The organism is Marinimicrobium sp. (assembly GCF_002695945.1).
GTDB classification, from domain to species: domain Bacteria; phylum Pseudomonadota; class Gammaproteobacteria; order Pseudomonadales; family Cellvibrionaceae; genus Marinimicrobium; species Marinimicrobium koreense.
The window spans coordinates 20,707-36,400 of sequence record NZ_NZQP01000051.1 but is presented as its reverse complement, the minus strand read 5'-3'; the positions used below and the strand labels follow the sequence as shown (position 1 = coordinate 36,400).

The 15,694-nt window shown below is 59.3% G+C and carries 11 protein-coding genes; 7 read left to right on the top strand and 4 right to left on the bottom strand.

Features of this window, described 5'->3' with window-relative positions; translation table 11 throughout:
• The first annotated feature begins 100 nt into the window (after positions 1–100).
• Complete coding sequence (locus CMG77_RS11705) at positions 101–385, top strand: hypothetical protein (protein WP_286904566.1); 285 nt, start codon at positions 101–103, stop codon at positions 383–385.
• Here the strand turns inward: CMG77_RS11705 and CMG77_RS11700 are convergent.
• A complete protein-coding gene (locus CMG77_RS11700) occupies positions 377–1,396 on the bottom strand; it encodes a diguanylate cyclase (protein WP_286904564.1) in 1,020 nt (339 codons plus the stop codon). The two genes, CMG77_RS11705 and CMG77_RS11700, sit on opposite strands and share 9 nt — an antisense overlap.
• 218 nt (positions 1,397–1,614) lie before the next feature.
• On the opposite strand from CMG77_RS11700, the gene CMG77_RS11695 reads away from it, so the two are divergent.
• A complete protein-coding gene (locus tag CMG77_RS11695) occupies positions 1,615–2,925 on the top strand; it encodes an acetyl-CoA C-acetyltransferase (protein ID WP_286904563.1) in 1,311 nt (436 codons plus the stop codon).
• Between the two features lie 10 nt (positions 2,926–2,935).
• Positions 2,936–5,080, top strand: a complete 2,145-nt coding sequence (locus CMG77_RS11690; protein ID WP_286904562.1) for a 3-hydroxyacyl-CoA dehydrogenase NAD-binding domain-containing protein — start codon at positions 2,936–2,938, stop codon at positions 5,078–5,080.
• A 495-nt stretch (positions 5,081–5,575) separates the two neighbouring features.
• Here CMG77_RS11690 and malQ read toward each other — a convergent pair whose 3' ends face one another.
• From malQ to glgC, 3 genes are all read right to left on the bottom strand, one after another.
• Complete coding sequence (malQ, locus tag CMG77_RS11685; RefSeq protein ID WP_286904560.1) at positions 5,576–7,084, bottom strand: 4-alpha-glucanotransferase; 1,509 nt, start codon at positions 7,082–7,084, stop codon at positions 5,576–5,578.
• Positions 7,084–8,805: a glycoside hydrolase family 57 protein gene (locus CMG77_RS11680; protein WP_286904559.1), complete on the bottom strand. Its 1,722-nt coding sequence runs from the start codon at positions 8,803–8,805 to the stop codon at positions 7,084–7,086. The genes malQ and CMG77_RS11680 overlap by 1 nt, the downstream gene beginning before the upstream one ends.
• Positions 8,795–10,063, bottom strand: a complete 1,269-nt coding sequence (glgC, locus tag CMG77_RS11675) for a glucose-1-phosphate adenylyltransferase (protein ID WP_286904558.1) — start codon at positions 10,061–10,063, stop codon at positions 8,795–8,797. The genes CMG77_RS11680 and glgC overlap by 11 nt, the downstream gene beginning before the upstream one ends.
• Before the next feature lie 316 nt (positions 10,064–10,379).
• Here glgC and CMG77_RS11670 point away from each other — a divergent pair, with 316 nt between their 5' ends.
• The 4 genes from CMG77_RS11670 (at position 10,380) to CMG77_RS11655 (ending at position 15,656) form a co-directional block, all read left to right on the top strand.
• Positions 10,380–11,345, top strand: coding sequence for a GlgB N-terminal domain-containing protein (locus CMG77_RS11670; RefSeq protein ID WP_353743487.1), 966 nt, complete (start codon positions 10,380–10,382; stop codon positions 11,343–11,345).
• On the top strand, positions 11,254–12,573 hold the full coding sequence (gene glgB / locus CMG77_RS11665; protein WP_286904554.1) for a 1,4-alpha-glucan branching enzyme: 1,320 nt from the start codon (positions 11,254–11,256) through the stop codon (positions 12,571–12,573). The genes CMG77_RS11670 and glgB overlap by 92 nt, the downstream gene beginning before the upstream one ends.
• The gene (gene glgA, locus CMG77_RS11660; protein ID WP_286904552.1) at positions 12,570–14,036 is read left to right on the top strand and encodes a glycogen synthase GlgA; all 1,467 of its coding nucleotides are present in this window, start codon (positions 12,570–12,572) and stop codon (positions 14,034–14,036) included. The genes glgB and glgA overlap by 4 nt, the downstream gene beginning before the upstream one ends.
• Positions 14,037–15,656, top strand: coding sequence for a PQQ-dependent sugar dehydrogenase (locus tag CMG77_RS11655; RefSeq protein ID WP_353743486.1), 1,620 nt, complete (start codon positions 14,037–14,039; stop codon positions 15,654–15,656). It begins immediately after the preceding gene.
• The last annotated feature ends 38 nt before the right edge of the window (positions 15,657–15,694 follow it).

Here is a 15,694-nt window from a genome sequence, read left to right as displayed (position 1 = left end):
GTGCTTAATGCCAGATAACGAACACCCCCGGATATTCCCTTTAAATTCAGACACTTAGGGTTGATTTGGCGGATTTTTCCAGGATACCGTCGGACCCTCGTTGTGGACGCTGTTTAACGACAGTATTTCCGCGACTCTGAGCCGCACCTTATTGACCTCAATCACCACCGTGTTGGCTATTGTTCCAATGGCGATTGCGGGTGGCGCCGCAGTACAGAGCTTCGCCTGGCCGATGCTGTTTGGCATTGTTGTGGGAACCGGCTCGTCTATCTTTATTGCCGCTCCGATCCTCTATTGGCTCAGCGAACGTCGCACGGCAAAAGGGCTGGCTCAACTCAAGCCCACAGGAGAGGCGCTTCGGGCCGAGCTGGATGCCCTACCCTGAGGCAAGGGGCGCGCCGGTCACTCGGTTGCGCCCCTGGTGTTTGGCCGAATAGAGCGCGACATCGGCACGCTCCACCAGCGTTTCGGGCGTGTCGCCAAAACAGCTTTCGGCCACGCCCAAGCTGGCCGTCAATGGCTGGNCGAGATCAAACGGGTGGGAGGCAATTNNTCGGCGGAGATCTTCGGCCAGTCGCTCGGCGGCTGCCAACTCNGTGTTGGGACAGACAATCAAAAACTCTTCTCCACCCCAGCGGCCGAGGCAGTCGGTTTTGCGGCTGCGGGAGGTCAGTATCGTGGCGAACTGAGCCAGAACCTCATCGCCTTTGCGATGGCCGTACCGGTCGTTGATCGGCTTAAAATCATCAATATCCAACATGATCACCGACAGTGGATCCGGTTGGCGANTCTGACGGCTGAGCTCCAAATTGAGGACATCGTCAATCTTNACCCGGTTAAACAGGCCCGTCAGCGGNTCGGTAACGGCCAGNCGCTGCATTTCCNGGTGCGCCTGCTCAAGCTCCAGGGTACGCTGCTCAACCATGCGCTCCAGGACGATGGACTCGGCTTCAATTTCNCTCAGCGGNTAGCCTTCATCGGGCCCATGGGCGGTGGACGGTTGGGACANGTGTTTATGAACCACCTTCCAGTGGCCGCCATCGCGAGCCATGATCAGCGATACCCGAACCCCGAAGAAGGTGACTTTGCGTTGCCGTATTTCGGTGTGCCAGTCCATCTCGCCCATGACCAGCCCGTATTGATCATCCAGCAGGATGGCCTTGCGTCGGTGCACGGTAAAGTGAATGGGATCGGGGACCGATTCCACTTCCCGTTGGTACAGGTGCAGCGCCGAATCCNACCCATAAACCCGTTCATCTCGACCTGTGCCGAAACCGGTAATCCCATCCGTTGCCAGCGCTGCGGATGCTTCTGGGTCACGACCGGTCAGGAACACCCGAAAATAATGATCAAAGGCCTCTATGAGCGATGCTTCGCTGCTGGTTATATGCCCCATCGTCCCGGTTCACTCTGTTGTTTTNACAACACCCGCTANTCCGTCAGACACAGCGAGCTTGATCGCCTAGATTAGTTTGATTTTCGGTTTGTCGCAAGAGTAAACCGCTCGTGGCAGAACCGAAATCAGGCGGGCTCGCCAAAGTTGGCGCTCGGTGCCCTAAAGCCTTATGCTTGAGGCTGAACTTATCGAATGCCGTGACTTTAAAAGGAGCCACCATGGCGAATGATTCGAACTCACCGTCTGTGAGGCGCCCGGTCTACCTGGTTGATGGCGCCCGAACGCCCTTTCTGAAAGCGCGAGGCCGGCCGGGTCCCTTCACGCCGGTCGATTTGGCCGTTCAGGCCGGACGACCGCTGCTGTTGCGCCAACCGATGGCCCCCACCGAGTTTGACCAGGTGATTCTCGGTTGCGTGAATGTGATTTCCGAGGAGATGAATCCGGCGCGCGTGGCGGCGCTGCGCCTNGGCATGGGCGAGGCCATGCCGGCCTTTACGGTACAGATCAATTGCGGGTCGGGCATGCAGTCCATCGATACCGCATACCGCACCATCCAGGGTGGTAGTGCGGACCTTATATTGGCGGGTGGTGCTGAAGCACTGAGCCACTCCCCGCTGCTGTTGCAACAGAAAGCGGTGAACTGGCTGGCNGACNTNCAGCTCGCCAAAAGCCCCATGGCCAAACTGAANGCGCTGGGACGGTTCCGCCCTTCCCTGTTCAAACCCGTGATCGGGCTNGAGCGTGGNCTCACCGATCCCATTGTCGANCTCAATATGGGGCAGACGGCGGAAGTCATTGCCCAACTGTTCGGCATTACCCGAGCCCANGCCGATGAATACGCGGTAAGCAGTCACCTGCGTCTGGCCCGGGCCCAACGGGAAGGCTGGCTGGACAACGAAGTGGTCCCGGCGATTTCCGCCGACGGNCGTATTTACAAAGAAGACGACGGTGTTAGGCCGGATAGTTCGGTCGAGCATCTGGCCAAACTTCGACCGGTGTTCGAACGCCCCTACGGCATCGTGACCGCGGGCAANAGCTCCCAGATCACTGACGGTGCGTCCTGGATGATTCTGGCTTCGGAAGAAGCGGTAAAAAAACACAACCTGACGCCNCGAGCGGTGATTACCGATAGCTGCTGGTCTGCCCTNGACCCCGAAATCATGGGTCTGGGCCCGGCGATGAGTATTGCGCAGTTGTTGTCACGTCACCAGTACCGGCTCGACGACATCGACCTGTGGGAGCTNAACGAAGCNTTTGCCGCGCAAGTGCTCGCCTGNCTNGCGGCGCTGGAAGATGAAACTTTCTGCCGCGAAGCGCTNAAGCTGGAGCACTGTTTCGGTCGCATTGACCGGGACAAGCTCAACATTGATGGCGGCGCGGTNGCCCTCGGGCATCCGGTGGGCACCAGCGGTAACCGCATCGTGTTGCACCTGCTCAACGCCCTTGAGCGCAAAGGTCTCAAACGTGGCATCGCCACCCAATGCATCGGTGGCGGCCAGGCCGGCGCCATGATGATCGAACGAGTTTAAGGAGAGCGCNATGACTGGTCCCGTCTATTCTGCCCTGCAAGCGCGCGCCCTGGAGCTGGGGCCCTTTGGCCACGAACCGTCCAGGGATAACCCCGGTCCCTGGCAGCACTGGCAACTCGGCCGGGATGAACAGGATGTTGCCTGGCTGTTGCTGAACAAAGCCGACTCCAGCGTCAACGTTCTTTCAGCCGATGTNCTGGAGGAGCTGGGNCAGGTGCTGGATGCCCTGCAGGACAATCCGCCCANGGGCCTGGTNCTGCGCTCNGGCAAGCCGGGAAGCTTCTGCGTGGGAGCTGATATCAAGGAGTTTCGGCATCTGCACAGCGAGCAGGAAGTGAGCGAAAAGCTGACCCGCGCTCACGGGCTGGTCAAGCGACTGGTCGACCTGCCCTACCCGACGGTGGCGGTNATTCACGGCGCAGCGCTTGGCGGTGGTCTTGAGCTGGCTCTGTGTTGCGACTACCGCATAGCGGTGGCCGGCGCATCCATGGGCACACCNGAAGTGCTNCTGGGCCTGCATCCGGGCNTGGGNGGNACCGGCCGNCTGGTGGATCTGATTCACCCGGTGGCCGCCATGACCATGATGNTGACCGGNAAGAATACCCGTGACCGCAAAGCCAAAGCGCAGGGCCTGGTCGATCTGGTGGTACAGGAACGGCACGTGGCCAATGCAATCAGCGCCGTCATGTCCGGGAAGGTTAAAAAACGCAAAAACACCTGGCAGGCCAGGCTGTTCCGGATTGATCCCCTGCGTCGGTTTGTCGGCAAAAAAATGCGTGCCCAGGCTGCGAAAAAAGCGCCGCCGGAACATTACCCCGCCCCCTACGCCCTGGTGGACCTGTGGGAAAAATACGGCCGCAACGGAACCGACCTTTTACGCCACGAAGTGGACTCCTTTGCCAAACTGCTGACCAGCGACACCTCGCGCAATCTGGTGCGGGTCTTTTTCCTGCGCGAACAGATGAAGGCACTTACATCCGTTGATCCGCAGGTGGCACCCATTCGACAAGTGCACGTTATTGGCGCCGGTGCCATGGGCGCCGACATCGCCGGCTGGTGTGCCATTCAGGGGCTTAGGGTCACGCTGTTTGATACCCAACCGGAAATGATTGCCAAAGCGATTGGCAAAACAGCAGCCCTGTGCCGCAAGAAGCGCTTCTCCAGTGCGGACACTCGGGCCGTTCTGGACCGGCTGATTCCCGATTTTCATCACGACGGTATTGCCCAGGCCGATCTTGTACTGGAGGCCGTTCCGGAAAAGCTGGAAATAAAGCACAAGGTGTTCGCCGAGGTGGAGCCGAAACTGAAAGACGGTGCCATTTTGGCCACCAACACGTCCAGTATTCCGCTGGAACAACTCCAGGACGGATTGAAACATCCGGAGCGGATGGTGGGCGTACACTTCTTTAATCCGGTCGCGCAAATGCTGCTGGTCGAAGTGGTACAGCACTCGAAGATGAACAACGAAACCTTCGAGCGCGCGAAAAAGTTTGTCGGTCAGATCAGTCGGCTACCCACCCCCGTATCCAGTGCCCCCGGGTTTCTGGTCAATCGGGCGCTGACCCCTTACCTGATCGAAGCCATCGTCATGCTGGATGAAGGCCACAGCCCGGAAAGTATCGATCAGGTAGCGCTGGATTTCGGTATGCCCATGGGGCCCATTGAGTTGGCCGATCAGGTGGGGTTGGATATCTGCCTCGGTGTGGCGGAGATGTTACGTGAACGGCTGGATAACGAGCTGCCGGAAACGCCCCAGTGGTTCAAGGATAAAGTGGATCAGGGAAAACTCGGCAAAAAAACCGGTGAGGGTCTCTACGTCTGGGACAAAGGCAAGCCCAAAAAACGCAACAGCCCACCCCGGGCACCGGAAGAGACTCTGGACCGATTGATTCTGCCGATGCTCAATGCCTGCATGGCCTGCTTGCGCGAAGGCGTCATCGACAATGAGGAGCTGCTCGACGGTGCGATGATTTTTGGTACCGGTTTTGCTCCCTTCCGCGGCGGCCCCATGAAGTACGCCCATGAACGCGGCTTTGCCGACATTCAGCAGCGGTTGCAACAGCTCGCGCAGTTGCATGGCCAGCGTTTCGCGCCGGATGCGGGGTGGGCCTCCTCCGAGGCTGCCGAGACAGAGAACTCCGAGACAGAGGACTAGATCACGCAGGGGCCTTTCAGGCCCCCAACTTATCTATCCGCAGCCGGTCAATGGCTCGCTATCAGGAGTGGCGAACTGGACGACGTACCAGGGATGATTCATCGGGGGCCAGTTGCGCGGCGCGCGCGGCCGTATTGGCCAAAAGGTCCCGATTCATGCGGTGAGGGTCNNGCTGNCGTTGCTCGATAAACTCNNGCAGGGGNTTGGCNCCATGCTCTTCNAGCATCTCCATTTCCAGGCCCACGCCCGTNNNGGATTTACGCACCACCAGAGCGGCTACGCAACAGCGCCGATTGCCCTTGACGCGATCCCCCAGNAGTACTTCCAGCTCCAGTTTNTGCANCTCACGCACNTCCTGGTAGTCGGTTTCCAGNTAGAGACCGTGACTACTACCGTTTTTGATTCGCCCCATCGCNACCGGNACACCGTGCTTGTAGATCAGNGTGTTGATATTGAGTGNGACTCGTCGACTGCATCGATGCTCCATGGNTTACCTCATGATCTTGATGGTTGCAAGGGTAAATTGGGTTGCCGCCCGTAAAGCGTNAACCANTGATGGATCGACTCNTTNAGGCTCGGCGGCACCTGGGGCCAGACAAAACGCCAGCGCCAATTGCCGTCCTCGGTACCCGGNCGGTTCATCCGCTGCTCGGAGCCGAGGCCGAGTAAATCCTGAAAGGGAATGATGGCCANTCGTGCCACCGAAGATAGTGCCAGTTGCACCAACAGTTGGGGCATGGGCTCCTGACTTTGATGGCAGTACTCGATCAGGCGNGTGCGAACCGATTCAGGCTGCTGCTGATACCAGCCNAGGCTGGTGTCGTTGTCGTGAGTTCCGGTGTACACGACCGAGTGAGGGTCGTANGCATGNGGCAGATGAGGGTTNTCGGCATTGCCNTCGAANGCAAACTGCANTACCACCATGCCGGGAAGGCGAAACTCTTCGCGCAAGGNCTCNACCGCTCGGGTTATAAAGCCGAGGTTTTCGGCCACCAGGGGCAGGTTCTTGTGNTCCCGGAACAGNCTGTTGAGCAGNGCCCGNCCCGGCGCCTCGACCCATCGTCCCAGTCGTGGCTGNGGAGTTGCCGCCGGAATTTCCCAGAAGGCTTCCAGCCCCCGAAANTGATCCANNCGAATCAGATCGAACCANCGCAGTTGCGTGTTCAGTCGCTCGCGCCACCAGCGAAAGCCGTTGGCCTGCATTTCNTCCCAGTTGTAATGTGGATTGCCCCAGTGNTGTCCGTCTTCGGAAAANTAGTCCGGNGGCACCCCGGCNACACTCAGGGGCTGNCCGTCNGCGTCCANCTTGAACAGGTCCTGGTTGGCCCAGACATCGGCGCTNTCATGAGCCACAAAAATCGGCATATCACCGAACAGTGCAACCTCTCGCTCCCGTGCGTACTGACGCAGCGCTTGCCACTGCCAGTCAAAAACAAACTGCTCAAACCGACGCGCTTCAATGCTCTGACTGAGCTCCCGACGCATGCGCGCCATGCCCTGTGCCCGGCGCAGGCGAATATCATCCGGCCACTTCGTCCAGTCATCGCCCGGGTAGCAATCGCGCAACGCCATGAACAGCGCATAATCATCCAGCCATTGGCGCTGGTCGTGACAGAAACGCTCGTAGGCTTCGGCCTGNTCCGGATGCTGATCATACTGCGCAAAGAACGTATCGGCCGCCTGTCGTCGCGCCTGCTCTCCGGTAAGCGCCTGTCGTTGTTCCGACGTCAGCCAACCGCTACTGACCAGATCATCCAGNTCAATAAGGGCCGGATTGCCCGCGTGAATCGACAGGGTCTGATAAGGAGAACGATTGGCGTGGGTGGGGCCTACCGGCAACATCTGCCAGACGGTAAACCCACACTCGGANAGAAAGTCCACAAACCGGAAAGCGTCGGCGCCCAAGGTGCCCTGCTCTCCCGGGCCGGGTAATGATGTGGGGTGCAGCAGTACCCCGGCCCTGCGGTGCTGTAANAANGGGTGNGGCANATCGCGCANGGCCATCAGGTACTGCCCTCCGCATGGCCGCGCCGCATNACNCCGCCGGCGGCCGGNGCGCCACCGCCGTGNCTGAAGGCGCTTTGTAAATAATCCGGTGGTGGCTGTTTGAGCAACCGGTANAGATTGGTCAAATGNCGNCGGTAAAGNTAGTCAAAGTCCTGCACACTCTCGGACGGNTTGTAATCACCAAACCACCAGAACCAGTCGGACCCTTCNCATTGNGCCAATTGTAACTGCGCNGCTTTCTGTTCAGGCTCGGGGAGCCCTTCGCAATGCGTGTCGTAAACGGCTTTGGCTTCACAAAGCATATCCCAGGCGCGGTTTTTGTCCCGGTCGCCAATCCAGGTGGAAAAGGTGCCNTAGACCCAGCTTCCCGCGACCAGATGATCGAGCGCCACCGNGTCCAGTTTCGTATCCTCCAGCGCCGACTCGTAAGTNGTCATCTCCAACCGTGGATGACTGCTGATGCGTCGGTAGAGGGCTTCGAGAAAGTACCAGGCGTTTTCCGGGTAGTACTCCCAGGCGTTTTCACCATCCATGATGATGGAAATNACACAGGCATCCGGGTTATCGCTTTCATCCGCGATGCGCACCAGGTGNTTGATCAGNTCGCCNACNGCATCCTCGGCGTGCCAGTCGGAGTATTGAAAGCCGATCAGATCGGACAGGCCGTCATCNCGGAAAAAACANCGGATCGGTTGCTGGTCGAANGTGTAAGCGCGGTGCAGGTGCTTGGGNGCCTGTTTGGCNTTNGCGGTTTTTTTCAGACTGTTGTGCAACACGGAGTCNCCCGTGGCGGTCCAGGTNAACCCTTCNTCGGTNAGCAGCTTGAGGGTTTCCCCGCTGAGCGCCCCTTCCGATGCCCAACAGCCCTTCGGGCGTGATCCGAAGTAACCCTCGAACACCTCNAGCCCCTGTTTNAGGTGCCAGTGNGCCCGCTCCTCTCCGCCGGGGTAANCGGCCGACTCGGGCAGGACCACATCGGGCATGGCTTCCCGNGCGCTGTTGAAATCCAGAAGCAGCGGTAATATGGGGTGAGCGTAGGGGCTCATGGCCANCTCAATNCGCCCTTCGTCCCGCAGAGCCCGATAACGGGGTTTGATGGCCCGTAANTGTTCGGCAATCACCAACAACAGNGTTCGACGATCCTGATCGCTGAANCCGCCGCCTTTGGTCTGCAGNGTCTGAACCCNCGGGTCATCCCGNCGGTGATTTTCNCCCAACCAGGCAAGGTGGTACCAGACCACCAAGTCAATCAGGAACTGGGGATTGAGATAACACTGGCGCTGCGGACTGTCGGTGGTCTGNTCCAGAATCTGGACCAGAAATTTNTAGGCCGGAAAACGCTCGATCATCCGGTCCCGGTGTGCTCGCAAACAGTTCTGTGCCAGCGTCTCATAGTCCTCACTACCCGGCTCCGGCAANTGCTTCTGAANCAGTGCCGCNAGCATGGGGTCACGGATGCTGGNCCCNCTNTCCAGATAGTCGTCCACTTGNGCCTGNTAATCGTCNAGCTGCTCNAGNAGNATGGGCGCAAAATTCACCACGGCCCGCGCTTTGGGATTGTCCTCCAGATGCACGAGCATGTCGGTGTAATCTTTCAGNGCATGCAGATAGGTCCAGGGAAAATAGTATTCCCCGGTCAACCGGTCCCGGTAATCCGGCTGNTGCATATGCCAGCAGAACACNACTTTCACCCGGGGNTTGACACTGTCAGAACACATGGGGGTATGCCTCATCAAGCATTTCCGGAGTGACCAGCACAACNCCTTTGCTCGACACATGGAAGCGCTTTTTNTCCTCTTCCGGGTCGAAACCGATCACCGTTCCNGGNGGAATCTGNCAGCCCCGNTCAATCAGCGCTCGCCTGATTCGGCANTTCCGGCCGACATCNACCCGGGGGAACAGCACCGAGTCNGTAATCTCNGANTAGGANTGAACCCGCACCCGGGGAAACAGCANNGAATGGTGCACCTGGGCGCCGGACACNATNCAGCCACCGGCAATCATGGAGTCNACAGCGTTGCCGCGGCGCNCTNCGTCNTCAAAGACGAACTTGGCCGGNGGCACCTGNTCCTGATAGGTCCAGATGGGCCATTCCGAGTCGTAGAGATCCAGTTCCGGCGTAATGCCGGTCAGCTCCAGGTTGGCTTCCCAGAGTGAGTCGATGGTGCCCNCATCCCGCCANTAGNCCTTGCCGCCGGTAATNGGGTCGCGGAATGGAAANGCCATGACCCGGTGGCTTTTCATTAANGAAGGNATAATGTCNTTGCCGAAGTCATGGGAGGANCCGGGCAGGTTCTGATCATTGAGAAGCTCCCGNAACANCACCTCGGTGTTGAAAACNTANATNCCCATNGANGCCAGGGCCTGATCNTCAGAGCCNGGCATGGGNTCNGGGTNNCGGGGTTTTTCCTGAAATTTGGTGATCCGGTTGTCGGTGTCGATGTTCATCACGCCAAANGCGCTGGCCTGCTCNANCGGCACNTCNATNCAGCCNACCGTAATGTCCGCCTCGCGCTCCACATGGGCNGCCANCATNGTGCCGTANTCCATCTTGTANACGTGGTCNCCCGCCAGAATCAATACATAGGCGGGGTTATGACGCCGGATAATATCCAGGTTCTGCCACACGGCGTCGGCCGTNCCGGCATACCAGNTTTCCCCCATGCGCTGCTGCGCGGGCAGCAGCTCAACAAACTCNCCGAGTTCGCCACCAAGGAACCCCCAGCCACGNTGTATGTGCCGNTCGAGNGANTGGGATTTGTATTGGGTCAACACACTGATTCGACGGATGCCCGAATTCACGCAGTTCGACAANGGGAAATCAATGATGCGGAACTTACCGCCATAGTGGACCGCCGGCTTGGCGCGCCAGTTGGTCAACTCATGAAGTCGGGAGCCNCTCCCGCCGGCCAGAACGATGGCCAGGGTTTCCCGNGTAAGACGGCTGACAAAACGGCCCGATGTCGACGTAAGCATAATGAATCCCCAAAGCGAGCGGAGCGCCTNTTATTCGNTCAACGAATAAAGTGCCCGCATTATCATAGTCAGCAATAACAGTGCCAAGGATTCCCATCGCCACCAAACTGTTCAGGCAATCCATTGGCCCCTCGAAGTTACCGTTCAAGTTGCTTACTAAGTGTAGTCTCAAAACGAGCGGGTCTGCTTGTTCAAGATCAATTTGTTCCGCGAATTGTGGCGGCAAAAGCAACCCAACAGAAAGGTCACAAACCACTGGTAATATAACGCCATCCCTATTACGCTTTAACGACATACATGCTGTGAGTCCTCTCCCATGCCAGCGACTGCTCTGAAGGAAGCCAGCCAACGCCTGGCTCAGGCACGACACCACGATCCCTTTCAGGTACTGGGTCGACACCCGGTACCGGGAAAGCCGGATACCCTTNTGTTTCGCGCGTTTTTACCCCAGGCAAGCCAGGCTTNTCTCAACGGNGTTAAAGGCAANCTGACTTTAACCAAAGANNCNGAGTCAGACTTCTGGTCGTGGCAAGGGAAGGCAACNCAGNTACCCGAACACCCGGAAGTCGAATGGCAGGACCACCANAACTGCACCCATACCGCGCACTACCCTTACACCTTCGCGCCACAAGTGGGCGATATGGATCTGCACCTGTTTGGCGAAGGACGGCACTGGCAGGTGTACGAGGTTCTGGGNGCNCACCCGCGCACCGTCGACGGCGTGGCCGGCGTGTTATTCGCCACCTGGGCGCCGGCGGCNGAGCGGGTCAGNGTTGTGGGNGATTTCAACCATTGGGATGACCGGCTTCATCCCATGCGGGTGCGCGGAGGCAGCGGTGTTTGGGAGCTGTTCATTCCCGGGCTGGAGCCCAGCANCCTCTACAAGTATTCAATCCGCAACCGGCACTCCGGTCACATNCAGATGAAGACGGATCCCTACGGTCAGGCGTTTGAGGTTCGTCCCAAAACCGCCGCTCTGGTAACNGCTCNCTCAGAGTATCAGTGGCAGGATCAGAAATGGCTGACGCAGCGACGCCAATGGGATTGGCAAAACGCCCCACTGTCGGTGTACGAAGTGCATCTGAGTTCCTGGCGCCGAACGGAAAACGGTGGNTTCATCAATTACCGGACTCTGGCGCACCAGTTNGTGGATTACGTCNAGCCTTTAGGNTTTACTCACGTCGAGCTTCTTGCCCATTACCGAGCACCCNCTGGANGATTCCTGGGGCTACCAGACCACCGGCTACTTTGCCCCGACCAGCCGGTTTGGTTCGCCGGATGATTTCCGGTACTTTGTCGATCACCTNCACCAGTCCGGNATCGGGGTTCTGTTGGACTGGGTGCCCGCCCATTTTCCGAAAGATGANCACGCCCTGGCCCGCTACGATGGCACCGCATTGTATGAACATGAAGACCCNCGNAAAGGCGAGCACCGGGACTGGGGCACGCTGATTTACAACTACGGCCGCAACGAAGTGCGCAACTTTCTGNTGGCCAATGCGCTTTACTGGCTGAAAGAATTTCATATCGACGGTCTGCGNGTCGATGCGGTGGCGTCCATGCTCTATCTGGACTACTCCCGGGAAGAGGGTGACTGGCTGCCCAACCGCTATGGTGGTAATGAGAATCTTGANGCCATTGATTTTCTCCGCCAGCTCAATGAGCTCTGTCATGGTGAGCACCCCGGCGCCTTGGTTCTGGCGGAGGAGTCCACGGCCTGGCCTCAGGTCACACGCCCNACCTGGGTGGGNGGACTGGGTTTTTCCATGAAGTGGAACATGGGCTGGATGCACGACACCCTNCTCTACATGAGCCGTGATCCGATCTATCGTCACTACCATCANGACCAANTGACCTTCGGGCTGATTTACGCGTTNACCGAAAATTTCATGCTGCCGTTNTCCCATGACGAAGTGGTCCATGGCAAAGGCAGNATGCTNACCAAAATGCCCGGCGATGACTGGCAGCGCTTTGCNAACCTGCGTCTGCTCTACGCCTATCAATGGACCTACCCGGGCACCAAACTGCTGTTCATGGGTTGCGAGTTNGGNCANTGGAAAGAGTGGGCCCANCACGGTGAGCTGGACTGGTTGTTACTGGACCTTGAACCCCANCAGGGCGTAAAAACGGCCCTGTCCGATCTGAACCANCTTTATAAAACCCGCACCGAGTTGCACCAGCGCAGCTTCCGCAGCGACGGNTTCGAGTGGATNGATTGTCACGACAGTCCCCAGTCNGTCATCAGTTACCTNCGGGCGAGCGACGATGGCTTTCTCGTGGTCATCCTGAATTTCACGCCGACGCCNCGGGANGGCTATCGCCTCGGCGTNCCCAGCGCGGGNCGNTACCGGGAAGTNTTCAATTCGGACTCCACCTACTACGGCGGGAGCAATGTCGGTAACCCTCTGCCGCTGGAAACCGAAGATCGCCCGTGGATGAANCGNCCCTACTCCATTGAACTGACCCTGCCGCCGCTGGGCGCCATCATTCTCGATATCGACCGGACATGAATATTCTGTTTCTGGCCAGCGAGGCCTTCCCCCTGATCAAAACCGGCGGGCTTGCCGACGTNGCCGGNGCCCTGCCNCGCGCNCTGATNAAACGGGGNCANTCGCTGCGCCTGGTNNTACCCGCGTATCAATCTGTNCTCGCCNGNTTGCGCTCGNACGACAAGGCGCCACCNCTCANCTCNCGCGGACAGATCGANCTTGACGGAACCCCGGTGAAACTCTGGCAGACNCGTCTGCCNGGCACCCGGGTAACGGTNTGGNTGGTGGATATTCCGGCCTTTTCNGAGCGNGAGGGTAANCCCTATGTGACGCCGGAGGGCGTCGANTGGCCGGACAATGACCAGCGCTTTTATACCCTCTGCCGNGCTGCCNCCGAACTGGCCATGGGCCGGGCCGGGATCAACTGGAAGGCCGATCTGGTGCACGCCAATGACTGGCAGGGCGGGATGGTCTGCCAGCTGCTGGCGCGGGANGCGTCNGCGCCCGCCACGGTNTTCACCATTCACAACCTCGCNTATCACGGGTTGTTTGATTACCAGNCAATGCACCNGCTTGGGTTGGANCCCTGGNTNTGGCAACCGGACTTTCTGGAATTTTACGGACAACTGTCGTTTATCAAGGCCGGGNTGGTNTTCGCCCANCGGCTGACCACCGTCAGTCCCAGCTATGCTCAGGAGATCCAGACNCCCGAGCTGGGCTGCGGCCTCGACGGCCTCTTGCGAGCCCGGCNGGAAGTTTTGAGNGGNATTATCAATGGCATCGATACCCAGGAGTGGAACCCCGCCCGGGANGCNNNTCTCNCCGCGCCTTACGANCGACGGNGACTGGCCCNAAAGGCCGANAATAAAAAGGCCTTGTGNNCCGAGNTGGGGTTGGCNGACAAGCCGGATACNTTNCTGCTGGGCTTTATTGGACGCCTGGTGGAACAGAAAGGACTGGACCTGCTGCTGGCAACCCTGCCGGAGCTGTTGGCCCGGGGCGATGTGCAGATNGCCCTGNTGGGCTCGGGCGTCAAAGCCTATGAGCAGGCNTTTGCCGCGNTNGCNAAAGATTACCCCGAACAGCTGTCGGTCACNCTCGGTTACAACGAAACCCTGGCGCACCGNATTGAAGCCGGTGTCGATGTGTTTCTGATGCCCTCCCTGTTTGAACCCTGCGGGCTNAACCAGATGTACAGCCTGCGGTATGGCACCCTGCCCCTGGTGCACGCCGTGGGNGGACTGAAAGATACCGTGATTGATGGNGACGACCCGCTNACGGNCAATGGCTTCTGNTTCGNGCCCGCGACTGTCGACGCCNTGCGCGTTGCGCTCAAGCGTGCNCTCGCNCTNTNTCAGGACCCCGAGGCCTGGCAACAACGNCAGCGCAATGCCATGAGTGGCGANTACTCCTGGGACAGAAGCGCCGCCGAGTACGAGCGGNTTTATGAGNTGGCGCTGGAGGATAAAAAGCAGAACNCCTGAATGGTACACTCTCGGCTTCATTGCACAGAGGTGACCATGCCAACATCACTCCCTTCCTGGTCCAGATGGCTGCTCGCGTTTATCGCGGCCCTGCTNGTGGGNACACTGCTGGGCAGTCTGNTTCAAACGCAANTCAATCTGCTGGCCATTCAATCCATGGGCTTTCCCGTTCCGCTGGATGTGCGCCTGGTGACCAGCGCNCAGGATCTGCTGTTCTTTGGTCCGGTATTCGCCGCACTGTTTGGCGGCAGTTTTCTGGTNTCACAACCCNTCGCCCTACTGATCAATCGCTGGCTTTCNCCCCTCTGGCACCCCCTGCTTTGTGCTCTGGGCGCGGCTCTGGGACTGGCGGTCACCCTGAAACTGGTCGATGCNCTTGCGCCCATGCCGACATTGATTGCGGCCACCCGGTCTGCTTCGGGTACTCTCGCTTTGCTGGCCTGCGCCGCACTGGCCGGCTGGCTGTTTGCCCGCTGGNGCCCCNACCGNTCGACCCGNCCGGTACGANCNCCCCTGGCCNCATCNGCAGTCCTTGTGCTTGTCGGTNCGNTCGGNNTNCTTNCCGANCCCNCCTCANCCAGTGANTCGGCANANTACCGNATNGAAACGGTTGCCGAGGGCCTCGAACATCCCTGGTCCGTGGCGTTTCTCCCGGAAGGNGGGCTGCTGGTGACTGAGCGCCCGGNGCGANTGCGCCATATCGACNCTCAGGGTCATNTGCACGCCCCNATTTCNGGCGTTCCCGAGGTCTATGCCCAGGGTCAATCCGGATTGTTTNACGTNCTNCTGGCNAATGANTTCGANCGCAGTCGCCGNCTNTATNTGAGCTANGCCTGCGGCANNNACANNGCCAACCATACCTGCCTGGCCCGTGCCCGGTGGCAGGATTCNGCNCTGCGNGANNTCGAGGAAATTTTCCGGACCCGGCCCGCCAAAACCGCATCCGCCCACTTCGGTGGCCGCCTGGCCTGGCTGGACGATGGCACCCTGGTTATGACCCTGGGTGACGGCTTTGACTATCGCGAACAGGCGCAAAATGTGAGCAATCACCTGGGCGGTACCGTGCGGCTCAACCCCGACGGTTCGGTGCCGGCCGACAACCCGTTTCGGAGTCAGACAGGGGCCGCCCCGGAGCTCTACACCCTGGGGCACCGCAATGTGCAGGGGCTGTTCTTTGATGCCACCTCCGGCACGCTGTTCAGCCATGAGCACGGCCCCAAAGGTGGCGATGAACTCAATATATTGGCGCCCGGGGGAAACTACGGCTGGCCGGCGGTGACCCATGGGCTGGATTACACCGGAGCGCGGGTCTCACCCTACAAACAGTGGCCCGGCATACGCCCGCCGCTCTGGCACTGGACGCCATCCATCGCGCCTTCGGGCTTGACGCGTTATACCGGCACCTTATTTCCCGAGTGGGAGGGCAGCTTACTGGTGGGTGGCCTGGCGTCACGGCAAGTGCACCGTCTGACGTTCACCGATGGAGTGATCACGGAACAGGCGCCGCTGTTTGGCGAGCTGAAAGCACGCATTCGGGACGTTCGGGTCGGCCCGGACGGGGCCGTGTATCTTTTGACGGACAGTCCGGAGGGGAAAGTACTCAGAGTAACACCGGATTGACGGGGTACCGGCGCGGGAACGGCCGGAGAGGAGTCGGG